Source organism: Novosphingobium sp. TK71 (assembly GCF_055361505.1).
Genome location: NZ_CM143962.1, coordinates 1785371 through 1803145 on the forward strand (window position 1 = coordinate 1785371; position 17775 = coordinate 1803145).

18 protein-coding genes are annotated in these 17775 nt (G+C 65.6%); 12 read left to right on the forward strand and 6 right to left on the reverse strand.

What is annotated here, in order from left to right; genetic code table 11:
* Positions 1–19: 19 nt before the first annotated feature.
* Entirely contained in the window at positions 20–1081 is a 1062-nt protein-coding gene (locus ACXJ16_RS08175; protein WP_463920365.1) for an endonuclease/exonuclease/phosphatase family protein, read from the forward strand.
* Positions 1082–1120: 39 nt separating this feature from the next.
* On the opposite strand, the gene ACXJ16_RS08180 is transcribed toward ACXJ16_RS08175, so the two are convergent.
* Entirely contained in the window at positions 1121–2140 is a 1020-nt protein-coding gene (locus ACXJ16_RS08180; protein ID WP_324698684.1) for an alpha/beta fold hydrolase, read from the reverse strand.
* A gap of 325 nt (positions 2141–2465) precedes the next feature.
* Here ACXJ16_RS08180 and purB point away from each other — a divergent pair, with 325 nt between their 5' ends.
* The 4 genes from purB (at position 2466) to ACXJ16_RS08200 (ending at position 5823) form a co-directional block, all read left to right on the forward strand.
* Complete coding sequence (purB, locus tag ACXJ16_RS08185) at positions 2466–3779, forward strand: adenylosuccinate lyase (protein ID WP_054439801.1); 1314 nt, start codon at positions 2466–2468, stop codon at positions 3777–3779.
* Between the two features lie 90 nt (positions 3780–3869).
* The gene (locus ACXJ16_RS08190) at positions 3870–4205 is read left to right on the forward strand and encodes a LapA family protein (RefSeq protein WP_054439803.1); all 336 of its coding nucleotides are present in this window, start codon (positions 3870–3872) and stop codon (positions 4203–4205) included.
* 4 nt (positions 4206–4209) lie between these two features.
* The gene (gene pyrF / locus ACXJ16_RS08195; RefSeq protein ID WP_054439805.1) at positions 4210–4887 is read left to right on the forward strand and encodes an orotidine-5'-phosphate decarboxylase; all 678 of its coding nucleotides are present in this window, start codon (positions 4210–4212) and stop codon (positions 4885–4887) included.
* Between the two features lie 177 nt (positions 4888–5064).
* A complete protein-coding gene (locus ACXJ16_RS08200; RefSeq protein WP_185997795.1) occupies positions 5065–5823 on the forward strand; it encodes an SIMPL domain-containing protein in 759 nt (252 codons plus the stop codon).
* 22 nt (positions 5824–5845) lie between these two features.
* Here the strand turns inward: ACXJ16_RS08200 and ACXJ16_RS08205 are convergent, their stop codons facing one another.
* A complete protein-coding gene (locus ACXJ16_RS08205; RefSeq protein WP_454796854.1) occupies positions 5846–6205 on the reverse strand; it encodes a DUF4019 domain-containing protein in 360 nt (119 codons plus the stop codon).
* Positions 6206–6317: 112 nt separating this feature from the next.
* Here ACXJ16_RS08205 and ACXJ16_RS08210 point away from each other — a divergent pair, with 112 nt between their 5' ends.
* Positions 6318–6959 (forward strand): phosphoribosylanthranilate isomerase, encoded by a 642-nt coding sequence (locus ACXJ16_RS08210; protein ID WP_463920367.1) that lies wholly within the window; start codon positions 6318–6320, stop codon positions 6957–6959.
* A gap of 140 nt (positions 6960–7099) precedes the next feature.
* Here the strand turns inward: ACXJ16_RS08210 and ACXJ16_RS08215 are convergent, their stop codons facing one another.
* Positions 7100–7567 carry an outer membrane protein gene (locus tag ACXJ16_RS08215; protein WP_054439809.1) on the reverse strand — a complete coding sequence of 156 codons (468 nt, stop codon included), beginning with the start codon at positions 7565–7567 and terminating at the stop codon, positions 7100–7102.
* A 256-nt stretch (positions 7568–7823) separates the two neighbouring features.
* Between ACXJ16_RS08215 and trpB the strand changes: the two genes are divergently transcribed.
* From trpB to ACXJ16_RS08230, 3 genes are read left to right on the forward strand one after another with little or no spacing between them, the layout of a single operon-like run.
* Positions 7824–9065 (forward strand): tryptophan synthase subunit beta, encoded by a 1242-nt coding sequence (gene trpB / locus ACXJ16_RS08220; protein WP_054439811.1) that lies wholly within the window; start codon positions 7824–7826, stop codon positions 9063–9065.
* A gap of 3 nt (positions 9066–9068) precedes the next feature.
* Complete coding sequence (gene trpA / locus ACXJ16_RS08225; RefSeq protein WP_463920370.1) at positions 9069–9863, forward strand: tryptophan synthase subunit alpha; 795 nt, start codon at positions 9069–9071, stop codon at positions 9861–9863.
* 16 nt (positions 9864–9879) lie between these two features.
* The gene (locus ACXJ16_RS08230; protein ID WP_463920372.1) at positions 9880–11175 is read left to right on the forward strand and encodes a bifunctional folylpolyglutamate synthase/dihydrofolate synthase; all 1296 of its coding nucleotides are present in this window, start codon (positions 9880–9882) and stop codon (positions 11173–11175) included.
* Here ACXJ16_RS08230 and ACXJ16_RS08235 read toward each other — a convergent pair.
* Both ACXJ16_RS08235 and ACXJ16_RS08240 read right to left on the reverse strand, forming a co-directional pair.
* A complete protein-coding gene (locus tag ACXJ16_RS08235; protein ID WP_324698671.1) occupies positions 11172–12494 on the reverse strand; it encodes an AmpG family muropeptide MFS transporter in 1323 nt (440 codons plus the stop codon). The genes ACXJ16_RS08230 and ACXJ16_RS08235 overlap by 4 nt on opposite strands.
* A 200-nt stretch (positions 12495–12694) precedes the next feature.
* Positions 12695–13024, reverse strand: a complete 330-nt coding sequence (locus ACXJ16_RS08240; protein WP_420719868.1) for a hypothetical protein — start codon at positions 13022–13024, stop codon at positions 12695–12697.
* Between the two features lie 252 nt (positions 13025–13276).
* Here ACXJ16_RS08240 and ACXJ16_RS08245 point away from each other — a divergent pair, with 252 nt between their 5' ends.
* A complete protein-coding gene (locus tag ACXJ16_RS08245; protein ID WP_463920374.1) occupies positions 13277–14029 on the forward strand; it encodes a pseudouridine synthase in 753 nt (250 codons plus the stop codon).
* 20 nt (positions 14030–14049) lie between these two features.
* Complete coding sequence (rsmD, locus tag ACXJ16_RS08250; protein ID WP_185998827.1) at positions 14050–14625, forward strand: 16S rRNA (guanine(966)-N(2))-methyltransferase RsmD; 576 nt, start codon at positions 14050–14052, stop codon at positions 14623–14625.
* 63 nt (positions 14626–14688) lie between these two features.
* Here rsmD and ACXJ16_RS08255 read toward each other — a convergent pair whose 3' ends face one another.
* Positions 14689–15327 (reverse strand): hypothetical protein, encoded by a 639-nt coding sequence (locus ACXJ16_RS08255; RefSeq protein ID WP_324698666.1) that lies wholly within the window; start codon positions 15325–15327, stop codon positions 14689–14691.
* Between the two features lie 135 nt (positions 15328–15462).
* Here ACXJ16_RS08255 and ACXJ16_RS08260 point away from each other — a divergent pair, with 135 nt between their 5' ends.
* Positions 15463–17748, forward strand: a complete 2286-nt coding sequence (locus ACXJ16_RS08260) for an ATP-dependent helicase (RefSeq protein ID WP_463921774.1) — start codon at positions 15463–15465, stop codon at positions 17746–17748.
* The last annotated feature ends 27 nt before the right edge of the window (positions 17749–17775 follow it).

Here is a 17775-nt window from a genome sequence, read left to right on the forward strand (position 1 = left end):
CGCTGCGGGAATCGGCCTCATGCTGCTGGTCGCCGGCTGCAACACGATGGCGCCCCCTTCGGCGCAAGTGCCATGCAGCGCCGTCCAGCCGCCCCCGATCACGCTGCTCGACGACGGGCAAACGGCCACCGCGACACTTTCGGTGCTGACTTACAATATGGAAGGCCTGTCCTGGCCCGCGCGCAGCGGCCGGGGGCCGTCCCTCTCGCAGATCGGCCAGCGCCTTTCCGCCATGCGCGCCGCCGGAGCCGCGCCCGACGTGGTGCTGTTCCAGGAAATGTTCAGCGATGCCGCCAAGCGGGCGGTCGCTTCCACCGGCTACCCTGCGATCCACTCCGGCCCGCACCGCACCACCCGCGCCCGCGGCTCCACCAGGCAGAAGCTGCCGGGCAACTCCAATCTCCAGCGCGGCGAGATCGGCATTCATTTCTTCGGCAGCGGCCTTGCCATCGCCTCGCGCTACGCGATCGTCGATACCGCGCGGCGCGCCTATGGGCGCAAATCCTGCGCCGGGTTCGACTGCCTTGCCAACAAGGGCATCGCACTGGCGCGAATCGAGATTCCCGGCGTGCCCACGCTGATCGACATCTACGATACGCACATGAATTCGCGCGGGGCCTCCCGGGCCCCGGCCGCGCGGAATCTCGCAGCGCATGACCGGCAGGCGCTCGAAGCCTCCGAGTTCATCGACCGGACTCACGATGACGCAACGCCGCTGATCTTCGGGGGCGATTTCAACATGCGCCATTCGGAACAGCGCTGGGAGAACTTCTCCCGCTATCAGTCGCTCGATCTCGTCCATCGCATCTGCGCCGAGCCTGCCTCGGGATGCGACGTGCGCATGTCATGGGATGGCGATGAACCGTGGATGGACACGCAGGACCTGCAGTTCCTGTGGAGCGGAGACAGCGTCCGGATCCGCCCGATCCGGGTGGAGGCCCTGTTTGACGGACGCCCGGAAAGCCCGAAGCTATCGGACCATGACGGTTTTCTCGTCACTTACGAACTGCGCTGGAAGGCCTCGGCCACCCCTGCTCCGGCGTGCCGCCGGAACCCCGGCGCCCTGCCGCCGAGCCCGTAACAGCCCACGCGGCTTTCCTCGCCGGTCGATATCCGGCCTTCACGGCGCCGGGGCGCCCAGCACGTCCAGTAATTTCGCGCCGAACACCTCCGGCGCTTCCACTTGCGGCGAATGGCCGAAGTCCGGCAGTTCGACGATGCGCGCGGACGGCATCGCCGCAGCCGCCTGAGGGGCAATCGCCGGAATGGGCTTCAGCTTCGCGCGCACCTCGGCCGGCGCCTGCCCCTTGCCGAACACCGTGGTGTCCTTCATCCCGATCATCAGCGTGACGGGAACGGCGAGGCGGCCGAACTCGTGCGAAACCGGCTGGGTCAGGATCATCTCGGCGGTCTTAGCCTGTGCCAGTTCGGCGGCATCGTTGTCCGGCGTCGCATATTGGCCCGCCAGCATCGCGACCCAGCGGTCGTAGGCTGGCTTCCACTCACCGTGATAGTAGGTATCGAGCTGGTACTGCCGCATTTCGGCATAGCCCTTGGCCTTCTCGGCAGCGAGCAGCTTGTCGAGCGGGACATAGGGCACGCCCTCCTCCATGCGATCGACAAGGCCAAGCGGGTTCACCAGCACGAGCCGCTGCACCGCGCCGGGATACATCAGCGCGAAACGCAGGCCGAGCATGCCACCGGTCGAATGGCCAAGGATGATCGCCTTCTCCAGCCCGACTTTCTCCATCAGCCGGTGCGTCGCATCGGCCATCATCGCGAAACTGTACTGCGCGGAGGCGGGTTTGGACGATTTGCAGAAGCCGAGCTGGTCGGGAATCAACACCCGGTAGCCCGCGCCGAGCAGGGTGCGGGCGGTATCCTCCCACGTCGCACCGCAGAAGTTCTTGCCGTGGAGCAGGACGACGGCCTGCCCGTTGGGCTGGTCCGGCTGCACGTCCATATAGGCCATCGAGGCGCTTTCGGCGCCGACCTTCAGGTCCATGCGCTCGACCTTCCAGGGATAGGGGAAGCGTTCGAGATCGGTGCCGAATTCCTCCAGCTTCGTTTCCTCCGCCTGGGCCGCGGGCGCACCCAGAATGAAGGCAGTGGCGAGAAAAATCGAAAGCGCACGTCGCATCGCTTGTTCTTCCTGTTGTGACGAGGAGCCGCGAAAAGCTGTCCTCTCGATAGCGCATCTCGTGGAACATGGCTCCTTGAAGCCGGAAAAATCGTTTCCCCGCAAAGGTTGCGGAGCGCTTCGATAACCGTCCCGAACACCGCCCAGGCCGTGCAAACCTTGCACGCCCGCGCCGGAACGGCCGCGATCCGGCCTCAGGATTGCGAGAAGCGGGCCCACGCGCCCTTGCCTTTATCGCAAGCCCGCCCTAGCGGCTCTGGCGCAAGAGGCCCGGTCAGCCTGCCAGCGCAGCCCCGGTCGAGTCAGGTCACTCAAGGAGTCGAACATGGTCCCCCGTTACGCCCGCCCCGCAATGACCGCGATCTGGGAACCCGAAGCCCGCTACCGCATCTGGTTCGAGATCGAGGCGCACGCCGCCGTGAAGATGGGCGAGATGGGCACCGTGCCCGAGAGCGCCGGCAAGGCCCTGTGGGACTGGTGGGCCACCAATCCGACCATCGACGTCGCCGCGATCGACGCCATCGAGGCCGTGACCAAGCATGACGTGATCGCCTTCCTTGACTGGGTAGCCCAGCAGGTCGGCCCCGAAGCGCGCTTCATGCACCAGGGCATGACCAGCTCCGACGTGCTCGACACCACGCTGAACGTCCAGCTCGTCAAGGCCGCAGACATCCTGCTCGAAGACCTCGACGCCCTGCTGGCCGCGATCAAGCGCCGCGCCGAAGAGCACAAGTACACCCCGACCATCGGCCGCAGCCACGGCATCCACGCCGAGCCGGTGACTTTCGGCCTCAAGATGGCCGAAGCCTATGCCGAATTCTCGCGCTGCAAGACCCGCCTGCTCGCCGCCCGCGAGGAAGTCGCCACTTGCGCGATCTCGGGCGCCGTGGGCACGTTCGCCAACGTCGATCCGGCCGTGGAAGACTATGTGGCCGACAAGCTCGGCCTCGCGGTCGAGCCGGTCTCGACGCAGGTCATCCCGCGCGATCGCCACGCCATGTTCTTCGCCGTGCTGGGCGTGATCGCCAGCTCGATCGAACGCCTCGCCATCGAAGTCCGCCACCTTCAGCGCACCGAAGTGCTTGAGGCGGAAGAATACTTCTCGCCCGGCCAGAAGGGCTCGTCGGCCATGCCGCACAAGCGCAACCCGGTGCTGACCGAAAACCTCACCGGCCTTGCCCGCGTCGTACGCTCGGCCGTGGTCCCGGCGATGGAAAACGTGGCGCTCTGGCACGAGCGCGACATCTCGCACTCCTCGGTCGAACGCTTCATCGGCCCCGACGCGACCATCACCCTCGACTTCGCACTGGCCCGCCTCACCGGCGTGATCGACAAGCTGCTCGTCTATCCCGAGCGCATGCAGAAGAACCTCGACCGCATGGGCGGCCTCGTCCACTCGCAGCGCGTGCTGCTGGCGCTGACCCAGGCCGGCCTGACGCGCGACCAGTCGTATCGCCTGGTTCAGCGCAATGCGATGAAGGTGTGGGAATCGGACGGTCAGCTCTCGCTGCTCGAACTTCTCAAGGCGGATGAGGAAGTCACCGCCGCGCTGCCGGTCGAAGTGATCGAGGACAAGTTCAACCTCGACTATCACTTCAAGCAGGTCGACACGATCTTCGCGCGCGTTTTCGGGAACTAAGCTTCCAGCCGACACTTCCCATGCCTCGCAATCGCGCTTAGCATCGAGCGCGATTGCGAAGGTCTTGGTACACGAATTGCCGGAGGGAACATGCAGATAGTCCGCACGGTGCTGTGGATTGCGATCACCGCGATCCTGGTCGCTTTCATAGCCATGAACTGGACGAAGGTCCCGGTGAACTTCTGGCCGCTCGACGATGCCAATTACGTTCATTTCGAATGGCCGGTCGGCGTCGTGGCGCTGGTCTTCTTCGGCCTCGGCATGGCCCCGGTGTGGCTCTACCTGCGCGCGATGCGCTGGCGGCTCCAGCGCCGCATCGCCAGCCTGGAAAACTCGCTGCGCGCCAACAGCGTGCCGTCGGCCGTCGCTTCCCCGACCACCGTCGAAACCCCCCTCTCCACCCCAGAACCCTCGCCGGAACCTTGAGAACATGAACAGCAATCCCGTCTATCTCGCCCTCGACCTGCCCCGCCTAGACGCCGCAGAGGCGCTGGCGCGAAAGGTTTCCGGGCACATCGGCGGGATCAAGCTCGGTCTCGAATTCTTCTGTGCCCACGGCCATCACGGCGTGCACGAACTGCACAAGCTCGGCCTGCCGATCTTTCTCGACCTCAAGCTGCACGACATTCCGAACACCGTGGCCGGCGCCATGCAGGCGATCCACGTGCTCGAACCGTCGATCGTCACCATCCACGCCGCCGGTGGCCGCGCCATGATGGAAGACGCCAAGGCCGCTGCCGGAGAGAACTGCAAGGTCGTGGCGGTCACCGTGCTGACCAGCCTCGACGGCGGCGACCTGAACGCCATCGGCGTCAACGCCGAACCGCACGAACAGGCCCTGCGCCTGGCGGATCTTGCCCATTCTGCCGGGCTCGACGGCATCGTCTGCTCGGGCCACGAAGTCGCCGCCGTCCATCAGCAGTGGAAGGACGGCTACTTCGTCGTCCCCGGCCTGCGCCCGGACGATGGCCGCAATGGCGACCAGAAGCGCACCATGACCCCGCGCGCCGCGCGCGATGCCGGCGCCAGCGTACTTGTCGTCGGCCGCCCGATCAGCCGCGCCGAAGACCCCCTCGCCGCCGCGCGCGCGATCGAGGCCACGCTCTGAACTGAAATCCGCTGCCGGGTGTTGTTCGCGTCACCGGCCCGTTCGGGCCGGTGCGACGCCGCGTGGAACACAAACCTTTCATAGCGCAAAATGCACGGTTCAGCGCCGGGCAACCTCTCGCCAGCCAGATCGTTGATCCGGCCAATGAATGGCCAAATGGATAGAGAGTGCGACCTCATGAAATCCCTGAACCTGCTTGCCGTTACCACCGCCGCCCTGGCATCGACGATGGCGGTTCCCGCCCTTGCCCAGGACTCCGGCATGATCCCCGCCATCGCCGCGGGCCACACGCTGCTGACGATCAACGCACAAGGCTCTTCCACCCGCACGCCTGACATGGCGGGCTTCTCGGCGGGCGTCACCACGCAGGGCGCCACCGCCAGCGAAGCGCTGAACAGCAATTCGACGCGGATGAGCCAGGTCATCGCCTCGCTCAAGCGTGCAGGCGTTGCCGACAAGGACATCCAGACCAGCAGTCTCAGCGTCAACCCGGTCTATGCGCAGCCCAAGCGCCAGCCTGACGGATCCTATGTCGACGGCCCGCGCGAGATCGTCGGTTACGAGGCCGGCAACACCGTCAGCGTTCGCCAGCGCAAGCTCGACGATATGGGCAAGGTGATCGACGCGCTGGTCAAGGCTGGCGCGAATCAGGTCAACGGCCCCAACTTCATGCTCTCCCAGCCCGACGCCGCGCAGAACGAGGCGCGAGTCGCCGCGATCAAGGACGCGCGCGCACGGGCCGATCTCTATGCCGGCGCCACCGGCCTGCGGGTGGCCCGCATCATTTCCATCAGCGAGAGCGGCGGTTATTCGCCGTCACCGATCATGTACCGCGCCAAGGCTGCCATGGATTCCGTGGCCGCCGCTCCCCCGGTCGCCGCAGGCGAACTGGAAACCAACGTGAACGTCACGGTGCAGTTCGAACTCGCCCCCTGATCCCCCCTCTGGCAGCCCCCGGTCAGTTCAGCATCATGTCCTGCGAATCGATGTTGTAGCCCACCAGGGTCATTCCGCCTCCGTCACCCTTGCGATAGACAAACTGCTCGACCCCGGAGCCATGCTCGAAGGTCGTCTGGTACGTGAGGGTGACGAAGCTGCCGCCGGTGGTGGCATTGGCATTCCAGCCGACCTGCTTCGCTTCGCGGACCTTGCCCAGCTTGCGATGCACGGCATCGAGGAACTTCTCGAACTGCGGGCGCTGAGTCGTCTCGCGCAATTGCGGATCGGCCTTGGTCCAGATCTGCTGCCACTGCCCGGCATCGAGCGCCTGATGGAACTTGCCGACTTCGATCTCGGCATCCTTGAACGACTCCTTCACCCCGCAGCCTCCCAGCATTGCAGCGGCGGCAAATGGCATTAGATAGCGGCCCAGTCGGTTCATCATCGGTCCCCCTTCACATCGGGGACACAATCTAGGCCAGAAAAGCGACATGCCAACTGCGGCGATCAAGATCTGCGGGATAAGCACGCCCGAAGCGCTCGAAGCGGCGATCCGCGCGCGGGCGGCCCACGCCGGCTTCGTGTTCTTTCCCAGAAGCCCCCGGAACGTCACGCCCGCGCAGGCAGCCCTGCTTTCGCAGCAGGCCGGAAACCGCATCGGCAAGGTCGGGCTGTTCGTCGATGCCGATGACGCGGCGATCGCCGAAGCCGTGGCGGGCGCCCGCCTCGATGCACTCCAGCTTCATGGCAGTGAAAGCCCCGAACGCACCGCGCAATTGCGTGATCGCTTCGGGATAGCGGTGTGGAAAGCCCTGTCCGTGGCCACCGCCGAAGATGCCGCCAGGGCCGCAGCCTATGCCGGTGCGGTCGATCTCGTGCTGTTCGATGCCAAGACGCCCAAGGGCTCGCTGCCGGGCGGAATGGGCCTCAGCTTCGACTGGAGCCTGGTGGCGGACTGGAAGGGGCCGGTCCCCTGGGGCCTCGCCGGCGGCCTTACGCCGGACAACGTCGCTCAGGCCATCAGGATGACCCGCACGCCGCTGGTCGATACGTCCTCGGGCGTGGAAAGCGCGCCGGGCGTAAAGGACCTCGACCGGATCGATGCCTTCGCCCGCGCCGTGCGCGGCGCCTGAGCAGCCGCGGCCTGACCCAAAGAGAAAGGGCGGCCCCTCATAGACCGCCCTTCCCTGGCTTACGCTCCTTGCAGAGCGGATTCCCATCGTCCGGCCCCGGCCTGGCGAACTCGGTAGCTGCGCCAGGCCGAAGCGTTCGATCAGAACTTGTAGCCGACGCCAACCAGGCCGACGTCTGCGTCGGGGGTGTTGTCGCCAACCAGCAGGTGCTTGTATTCAGCCTTGGCGTAGAACTGGCTTCCGAGGCCCTGCTCGACACCGCCGCCAACAGCAACGGCGCTGTTGCCGTACTTGCTGAACTTCGACTGCCAGGTCGAAGCGGCATAAAGCTTGGTGGCCGGCAGGACCTTGAAGCCGGCGCGGCCGCCGACGCCCCACGAAACGCGGGTGTTGTCGGTCAGGATCTTGTCCGCCGAACCTTCGACGCCCACGAAGAACTTGTCACCCAGGTCGTAATCGTAACCGACAGCGACGCCAGCAACTGCTTCGCTGTCGCTACCGTCCCAGATCACGCCGGTGCGCGCTTCAACGCGTGCTTCGTTGGCCAGGGCGGGAGTAGCAGCAGCCACGGCAGCAACCGCGGCGAGCGAAACGAGTGCAATACGCATATTTTTTAACTCCAGTGTGTCCCCGGCCCTCACCGGGGGAGGCCCCGCTGCTCCCCCTTACCTTTCGCCCAGATGAACAAAATTATTCATAATTACCCGAAACCGTCATGAAACTGCCGCTTACAGACATTATATTGCCAATGCATTCAGTGGTGTTGCATGATTTGCAATTGAAATCGGGCAACTCGTCCCCATGCAGTCTAATAGAGGCGAAGGCGCTGGACTTGGCCGCGCCGCTCTGCCAATCGGCCCGATCATGACCGCACAGACGCCCGTGAACAGTCTCCGCAGCCTGCCCGACGATACCGGCCACTTCGGCCAGTTCGGTGGTCGCTACGTCGCCGAGACCCTGATGCCGCTGATCCTCGATCTCGAGACGGAATACCGCAAGGCACAGGCGGACCCGGCATTCTGGGCGGAATTCGACGCGCTGATGAAGGATTTCGTGGGCCGTCCCAGCCCGCTCTACTATGCGCCGCGCATCACCGAGTATTTCCGCGCCCTTGCCCCGGAAGGCAAAGGCCCGAAGGTGTATTTCAAGCGCGAAGAGCTGAACCACACCGGCGCGCACAAGATCAACAACTGCATCGGCCAGATCCTGCTCGCCATCCGCATGGGCAAGAAGAAGATCATCGCCGAAACCGGTGCCGGCCAGCACGGCGTAGCCACGGCCACCGTCGCCGCGCGCTTCGGCCTGCCCTGCAAGATCTTCATGGGCGCCAAGGACATCGAGCGCCAGAAGCCCAACGTGTTCCGCATGAAGCTGCTGGGCGCGGAAGTGATCTCCTGCGAAAGCGGATCGCAGTCCCTCAAGGACTCGATGAACGACGCGCTGCGCTACTGGGTCGCGAACGTCCACGACACTTTCTACATCATCGGCACTGCCGCAGGCCCGCACCCCTATCCTGAACTGGTGCGCGATTTCCAGTCGATCATCGGCAAGGAAACGCGCGAGCAGATGCTGGAGAAGGAAGGCCGCCTGCCCGACATGCTGGTGGCAGCCGTGGGCGGCGGATCGAACGCGATCGGCCTGTTCCACCCCTTCCTCGACGATCCCGAAGTCGCAATGACCGGCATCGAGGCAGCGGGCCACGGCATCGACACCGACAAGCACGCCGCCTCGCTCACCGGCGGCAAGCCCGGCATCCTCCACGGCAACAAGACATACCTGCTGCAGGACGAGGACGGCCAGATCACCGAGGCTCACTCGATCTCGGCCGGGCTCGACTATCCGGGGCTTGGGCCGGAGCACTCGTGGCTGCATGAAAGCGGCCGCGTGAACTACGTGCCGATCACCGATACGCAGGCGCTCGAAGCGTTCCAGCTCTGCTGCGAACTCGAAGGCATCATCCCGGCGCTCGAAAGCTCGCACGCGCTGGCCGCGCTGCCGCAGCTGACGGCTCAGATGGACGAGGACAAGCTGCTCGTCGTCAACGTCTCGGGCCGCGGCGACAAGGACATCTTCACCGTCGCCGAAGCGCTGGGCGTGGAGCTTTAATCGATGACCCGCTTCGAAACCGCATTCGCCAAGGAAATTAACGGGAAAAGCCGGGCGGCGCTCGTCTGCTTCATCACCGGCGGTGATGGCGACACTGCCGCCAATCTCGACGCGCTGGTCGCAGGCGGCGCCGACGTGATCGAACTCGGCATGCCCTTCACCGATCCGATGGCCGACGGCCCGGCGATCCAGGAAGCGAACATCCGCAGCCTCGACGTCGGCACCAAGACCGCCGACATCTTCCGCATGGCGAGCGAATTCCGCGCCCGTCATCCGCAGGTTCCGCTGGTGCTGATGGGCTATGCCAACCCGATGATCGCGCGCGGCGCGGACTGGTTCGCGGACGAATGCGCCAAGGCCGGTGTCGACGGCGTGATCTGCGTCGACATCCCGCCCGAGGAAGATGCCGAGCTCGGTCCGGCCTTGCGCGCCAGGAGCGTCTCGCTGATCCGCCTCGCGACGCCGACGACCGACGCCGCGCGCCTTCCTGCCGTTCTCAGTGGCTCCTCGGGCTTCCTCTACTACGTCTCTGTCGCCGGTGTGACCGGCATGCAGCAGGCCGCTCAGGGCTCGATCGAGGACGCCGTGGCAAAGCTCAAGGCGGCCAGCACGATCCCGGTTGCGGTCGGTTTCGGCGTCCGTACCCCCGAACAGGCAGCGCAGATCGCCAAAGTCGCGGATGGTGTCGTGGTCGGTTCGGCTCTGGTCGATCTGGTCAAGCAGCACGGAACCGAAGCCCCGGCACATTTGCGCGAACTGACCTCGGCCCTGGCCGAGGCTGTCCACGCCGCCCGATAAGCACGGAATTCCGCCGATGCGCGACTTCGCGGTTTCGGATTCGCCCGAGGTTCAGGCCCAGCTCGACCGGCTCGGCGCGCTCGCCGTGCCGCAGGGTCGCCTCGGCCTCGAAACGATCCGCACGCTCCTTGCGCGTCTCGGCGACCCGCAAAAGCACCTGCCGCCGACCTTCCATGTGGCCGGAACCAACGGCAAGGGTTCGACCTGCACTTACCTGCGCGCCATGCTGGAAGCGCAGGGGCTGACGGTCCACACCGCCACCAAGCCGCACCTCGTGCGCTACAACGAGCGTATCCGTCTGGCCGGCAAGCTTATCGACGACGGCATGCTGGCCACCTTGCTGGCGGAAGTGCTCGATACCGGCGAAGACCTTGCTCCCAGTTTCTTCGAAGTGACGACGGCAGCGATCTTCCTCGCCTTCGCGCGGGTTCCTGCGAATGCCTGCGTGATCGAAGTCGGGCTTGGCGGGCGCTTCGATGCCACCAACGTGATCGAACATCCGGCCGCGGTCGGCATCGTCACGCTGGGCATCGACCATGAGGCCTTCCTGCTTCGGCCGGAGCCGGGAGTTCCCCAGGAACCGCTCGCCCGCATCGCCTTCGAAAAGGCCGGCATCGTCCGTCCCGGCGCTCCGGCTTGCACCCTCGCCTATCCGGAATCAGCCGAACTCGAAATCGAACGTGCCGCCATGACCGCCGGTGCGCCGCTGCACATGCGCGGGCGGGACTGGGACGCCAGCGTGGGCGAAAGGATCGAGTATTCGGACCGGCACGGCGAACTCGTGCTGCCGCTGCCCAGCCTGCCGGGCTCCCACCAGGCCGAGAATGCGGCACTGGCCGTCGCCATCCTGCGCCATCAGGACCGTGTTTCCGTCTCGCCCGAAGCGATGGCGCGGGGCATCGAGGCGGCACGCTGGCCAGCGCGACTGCAACGCCTGTCAGCCGGCCCGCTCACCCAATTCGCAGGAGCACGCGAAGTGTGGCTCGACGGCGGTCACAATCCCGATGCCGGGCTCGCGATCGGCCGCCACTTCACAGGGCAGCGCCTGCATCTCGTGATCGGAATGCTCGCGAACAAGGACCCTGGCGCCATCACCGATCCGCTCGCCGCGAATCTCGCGAGCATCCGCGCGGTTCCGGTGCCTGGCCACGAATGCCATGGCCCTGCAAGCTTTGGCTCCAAAGCCCTGGCAGCGCGCACCGTGGAGGAAGCACTGGCAGCCCTGCCCGACGACGGACTGCCCGTGCTGATCGCCGGCTCGCTCTACCTCTCGGGCGAGGTCCTGCGCGCCAACGAGGAGATTCCCGACTAGAACTCCCCAGGATTGTCCTCACCCGCGGTCCCCATCGCCTGATCGACAAGGCCGGTCCGGCACATCCACCAGAACAGGACGATGCCGGGCAGCGAAGCGACGGTGGTGACGAGGTAGAAGTTCACGTAGCCCAAGGCCTCGATCAGAGCGCCTGCCGTCGTACCGGTCAGGAAACGGCCGACGACACTGGCACTCGCCGAAATCAGGGCATATTGCGAGGCCGTATAGCGCAAGTCGCAGAGCGCCGAGAAATAGGCGATGACGACGACCCCGCCATAACCCGAAGCGATGTTCTCGAACCCGATTGCGCCGGCCATTCCCCAGTTGCTGTGCCCGGCGGCAGCCAGCGCCGCGAAGCTGAGATTGGAAATCCCCATCAGCACCAGCGAAACCATGACAGAGCGCTTCAGGCCCATCTTTGCGAATGCCACCCCGCCGATGAACACACCGATCAGATAGGCCCAGAAGCCCAGCCCCACGTCGTAGATGGCGATTTCGTCATTGCTGAAGCCAAGATCGTCGAACAGCAGGCGGAACGTGAGATTGGCCAGCGTGTCGCCGATCTTGTGGACGAGGATGAACAGCAGGACGAGAAACGCGCCGTTGCGGCGGAAAAACTCGCCAAACGGCCCGGCAATCGAATTCCAGACCTCCACGACACCGCGCTTTTCCACCACCACCTTGCGGCGTTCCGGCTCGCCGAGGAACAGCGCGGTGAGCATTGCGGGCAGCGCGAAGACCGCACAGGCCGCATAGCCCGCACTCCAGCCGTAACGCGCCGCCAGAATCAGCGCCAGCGCGCCCGCACCGGCAGAGCCGATGCGCCAGCCATATTGGCTCATGCCCGAGCCGGTGCCGAGCTGGTAGGGCTTCAGCGTCTCGATACGGTAGGCGTCGATAACGATGTCGAAGCTGGCGCCGGCAGCGCCCACCAGCACGGCGGCGATGACCGTCGCCCGGATACTGGCAGCCGGATCGACCAGCGCCAGATTGAGCACCGCGGCGATCACAAACACGCCGCAAACCAGCATCCACGAGACGCGCTGGCCAAGCCGGCCGATCACCGGAAGGCGTACGCCATCGATGATCCAGGCCCAGAAAATCTTGAGATTATAGACAAGGAAGGCAAGCGTGAAAGCGGTAACGGTCTTCTTGTCGATCCCGTCCTGCGCCAGGCGCGTCGTCAGCGTCGCGCCGATCATCGCATAAGGAAAACCCGATGACAGGCCGAGCAGGAATGCCGCCAGCGATTCCTTTTCGAGATAGGGCTTGATTGAATCCCAGACGCCGCGACGCTGTTCGATGCTTTGGGCGTCCACGCCTTACTCCCTGAAATTGCGATCCCGCGCCAACCTAACGCCGCAATGCTCGAAGGGAAGGCTGGATGAAGCGGCGATCAACAGGTATGGGCGGGCGAATGTCCAAACCTCCTTTCAAATCCGGCGGCCCGAAGCGTGGCGGCTCTTCCCGCGATGGCGGATCTTCTCGCGGCCCCTTCCGCACCGGCTCTGGCAACAGCTCAGGCAACGGAGGTCGGCGCGGCGCCGATAGAACCGGACGCGATGGCGCCCCCCGCAGCGACGGCCGCCGCGAAGAAGGCCGACGGGAGGAAAGCACCGGACGTGGCCGCGGCCCCCGCGACGGCCTGTCGCGCGATACGCGCCCGTCGCGGGATGATCGTCCGGCTCGTGCAGAGCGCTCCGGCCGCGACGACCGCCCGGCACGCGGTGGACGCGGCGATCGCGGCGAACTCTTTGGCCGCAACGAACGCCCGGTACGCGACGAGCGCCGCGCGCGCGACGACCGGCCCGTCCGCTCCGAACGCCCGGCACGCGGCGACCGGCCCCACCGGGACGACGCTCCGGCGCGCGGTGAACGCCCCGCACGTTCGGCCAGTGGCCCGCGGGACGGCGCGCCGCGCCGGAGCCCCGGCTCGCGTTCCGGCGAGTTTACACCTTCCGGCGGCGCATATGTTTCGCGCGGCTCGCGCCAGTCGGATTCGCGGCGACAGGACTCCCGGCCGTTCGACGGCGATCGCCCTCGCAGGAAACCGCCCCGCTCGGCCCCGCAGGCTGCCGCTCCTACGCCCAAAACGCCGGGAATGCCCGTGCGCGAAGGCGAACGCATCGCCAAGCTTCTCGCACGCGCCGGAATCGCCAGCCGCCGCGAGGCGGAACGGATGATCATCGAAGGCCGCGTCAAGCTGGGCGAGGACGTGATCGAAACGCCGTCTACCGTGCTGCACGATCTTCGCGGCGTGACGGTTGACGGCAATGCCGTCCGGGAGGCGGAGGAAACCCGCCTCTTCGTCTTCCACAAGCCCGCAGGCCTCCTTACTGCCGAACGCGATCCGATCGGCCGCCCCACGATCTACACCGCGCTGCGCAACGCCCTGCCCGAGGGCAGCGGCCGCGTGATGCCGATCGGCCGCCTCGACCTCAACACCGAGGGCCTGCTCCTGTTGACCAATGACGGCGAATTCAAGCGCCAGCTTGAACTGCCCGCCACCGGCGTGCCGCGCACGTATCGTGCCCGCACATTCGGTGACATTTCGCAGGACCAACTCGAGGATCTGATCGAAGGCATCGAGATCGAGGGCGTGGTCTACGGCAAGATCGACGCCAACATGGAGCGCCGCACGGGGCGTAACCAGTGGATCGAGATGACCCTTACCGAAGGCAAGAACCGCGAAGTCCGCCGCGTTCTCGAACATCTCGGTCTGCAGGTCAGCCGCCTGATCCGCACCTCCTACGGGCCGTTCCGTCTACTGGACCTGCCCAAGGGAATGGCGTTCGAGGTGGCTCCGCGCGATCTCGATAACTTCCGCCGCACGCTGCCGGGCAACGCCGCATGAAAGTGGGAGCGAAGGCCCCGATGAAAGGCGGTCCGATCAAGACCGGCCTGCGCATCGTTGCCGGTGAATGGCGCGGCCGGAAGCTGGCCACGCCGGAGGGGGAAAATACCCGCCCCACCGCAGACCGCACGCGCGAGACGCTGTTCTCGATGCTGGCCAGCCGTCTGGGCACTTTCGAGGGCTTGAAAGTGGCCGATCTCTTCGCGGGATCGGGCGCGCTGGGGTTCGAGGCGCTTTCACGCGGCGCGGCGCACTGCCTGTTCGTGGACCAGGATCCGGCAGCCATCCGCGCGATCCGCTCCAACATTGCCAACCTGCAGGCACAGGGCAAAAGCGATGTCCGGGCAGGTTCGGTAATGGCGCTCGGGCCTGCGAAGGACGTCCTCGACCTCGTCCTGCTCGATCCGCCTTACGAGACCGGGGCCGGGGTCGTCGCGATCGACAAGCTCGCGCGGCTGGGCTGGATTGGCGAGCAGACCTGGATATGCCTTGAAACCTCCCGCACCGAGGCCGTGTCCATTCGGGGCTTCGAGGTGGAATCGGCACGCGACGTCGGCAAGGCGCGCCTGCACTTCCTTCGCAAGACCGAATCCTGAATTCGCCGGCCTGAAGCAGTGCGCGTTGAAGCGCGCCGCTTCAGGCCGGAAGTCTTGCCTTCCTCAGACGCCGCCGCGATTGCGGCAATTGTCCGTCACCTTCTTGCTGCATACCGGATACGGCTTGTCCATCGCGGTCGCCGGAGGGGGCGTCAGCGCGCCCTTGTACGGGCCGCCCTGATATCCCTGATCGGCGGGCATCGCGGGGCGCACCGCCTGCTGCGCAAACTGCGGGTCGGGGACGCCGGTCGTGGGCATCCCCTCACCCGGAGGATTGGCCTGAGTGGGCGGCGTGGTCGGGGTCTGCCCGGCAAGCTGCTGCGATATGGAATTCCAGGCGATTGCCTGCTGCTCGGGCGTCATCTTGTAGATCTGTCCGCGCTGGTCCGGCGTGAGCGCCCAGTAGCCTTTCTGCTGCGGGTCCGTCAGGCTCCAGTAATAGGCCTGATACTCCGGCGACCAGGAATCGTAATCGGCACGCTGGGCTGCCGGCCACGAATCGTACATAGCCTTCTGTTCGGCAGACATTGATGCCGGAGAGATCGGCCTGGCCGGCGGCGTCCCGGAATCCGAAGGTGCTGCCGGCGGCGGAGGGGCTTCTGGCGCGGCGGGCATTTCGCCATTGGTATCCTGCGCCCCGATCGCTCCCGACATTCCCAGGAACGAAAGCGCGGCGGCTCCGGCAAGGAGATATTTTCGCATGATCGCTCTCCATGTTCTTGTTCGTGAACAACCGACGCCCCGTCCCTGGGATTGTTCCCCCGGTGCGACGAAGCGGCCTTGCGCCGCGACACCCCGTTCCCTAGATGTTCACGGGTGAACGATCTGCAATCCTCCATGCCCGAAGCCTCGTCGGACCCTCTGCTCGAAGGCCTGAATCCGCCCCAGCGCGAAGCCGTCCTGACCACTGACGGACCAGTGCTGATGCTGGCAGGCGCGGGAACAGGGAAAACCGCAGCGCTCACTCGCAGGCTTGCCAACCTGATCCGCAACCGGCTCGCATGGCCCAGCGAAATCCTCTGCGTCACGTTCACGAACAAGGCTGCGCGCGAGATGCGCGAACGCGTGGGCCATCTCATCGGCCCTGCCGTGGAAGGGATGCCATGGCTCGGCACGTTCCACGCGATTGCGGCGAAGATGCTGCGTCGCCACGCCGAACTGGTAGGGCTGCAGCCAAACTACACGATCATCGATACCGACGATCAGTTGCGGCTGCTCAAGCAGCTGATCCAGTCCGAAGGGCTGGACGAGAAGCGCTGGCCAGCGCGCCAGCTCGCCGGTTGCATCGATCGCTGGAAGAACCGGGGCCTCAATCCCGCCGACCTCGACGCTGCCGAGAACGAGACTTATGCGAACGGGCGCGGCCAGAAGTTCTATCAGCTTTACCAGGACCGCCTGAAAGCGCTGAACGCCTGCGATTTCGGCGACCTTCTGCTCCACATGCTCAACATCCTGCGCACCAACCGCGAGGTGTTGGAACAGTACCAGCAGCGCTTCAAATACGTCATGGTGGACGAGTATCAGGACACCAACCAGGTCCAGTACCTCTGGCTCCGCCTGATCGCACAGGGTCATCGCAACATCTGCGTGGTGGGCGACGACGACCAGTCGATCTATTCCTGGCGCGGCGCCGAAGTGGCTAACATCCTGCGATTCGAAAAGGATTTCCCCGGAGCCAAGGTCATCCGGCTTGAGCAGAACTACCGCTCCACGCCGCAGATTCTCGCTGCCGCCTCCGGCCTCATCAACGAGAACAGCCAGCGGCTCGGCAAGACGCTGTGGACCGAGCGGCACTCGGGCGACAAGGTGCGGGTGATCGGCGTATGGGATGCCCCCGAAGAAGCGCGCCGGGTCGGTGACGAGATCGAGCGCCTCGAACGCGAAGGCGCTCCGCTGGAACAGATCGCGATCCTCGTGCGCGCCCAGTACCAGACCCGCGAATTCGAAGACCGCTTCATCTCGATCGGCCTCAAATACCGCATCATCGGCGGTTTCCGGTTCTACGAACGCGCCGAGATTCGCGACGCTCTCGCCTATCTTCGCGTCATCGCCCAGCCCGCCGACGATTTGGCGTTCGAACGTATCTACAACGCCCCCAAGCGCGGGCTGGGCGCAAAGGCGCTGGAAGCGCTGCATGTCCTGGCGCGCCGCCGGAACATTCCGCTCGCCATGGCCGCGATCGAGATCGTCGATACCGACGAACTCCCCGCTCGCCCGCGCAATACCTTCCTCTCGCTGATGCGTGACTTCGCCCGCTGGCGCGAACTCGCCGGAACCGAGAACCCTGCCGACCTCATGCGCACCGTGCTCGACGAGAGCGGATATACCGATGCCCTTCAGGCGGAAAAGACGCCCGAATCGGCCGGACGCCTCGAAAACCTCACCGAACTCGCCCGGGCCATGGAAGAGTACGAGAGCCTGGGCGACTTTCTCGAACACGTCAGCCTCGTCATGGACAACGATGCCGCCTCGGACGAGGAAAAGGTCACGATCATGACCATGCACGGCGCCAAGGGCCTGGAATTCGACAACGTGTTCCTGCCGGGCTGGGAAGAAGGCGTGTTCCCCTCGCAGCGGGCGATGGACGAAGGCGGGCTCGCCAGTCTCGAGGAGGAACGCCGCCTCGCCTACGTTGCCATCACGCGCGCGCGGCGAAAGTGCACGATCCTCCACGCCGCCAACCGCCGGATCTACGGCCAGTGGACAAGCTCGATCCCTTCCCGGTTCATCGCCGAACTGCCTGACGATCACGTCGAGAGCGAAACGACATTGTCAGGCGGTGCTTCCCTCTGGCGCGCGCAATGGTCGGAACATGGCGATCCTTTTGCCGACGTCGCCCGGGCACAGCCCGCGCGCACGATGACACGCGGCCCCGGTTGGCAGCGCGCCGCTGCCCGCGAGTTCGATCCCGCACCGCGCCGCATTGCCGAAACCACCCGTAGCGCCGCCAGCTTCGCCGCCAAACCGCGCTCCGATATCGAGATCGGCGCCCGCGTCTTTCATGAGAAGTTCGGATACGGCACTGTCGCCGCGCAGGAAGGCAACAAGCTGGAGATCGACTTCGAGCAGGCCGGCCGCAAGCGGGTGATCGACAGCTTCGTCAAGCCAGCCGGAAGCGAATGAGCCTCCCGGCCGGCTGAACGCGTTGGC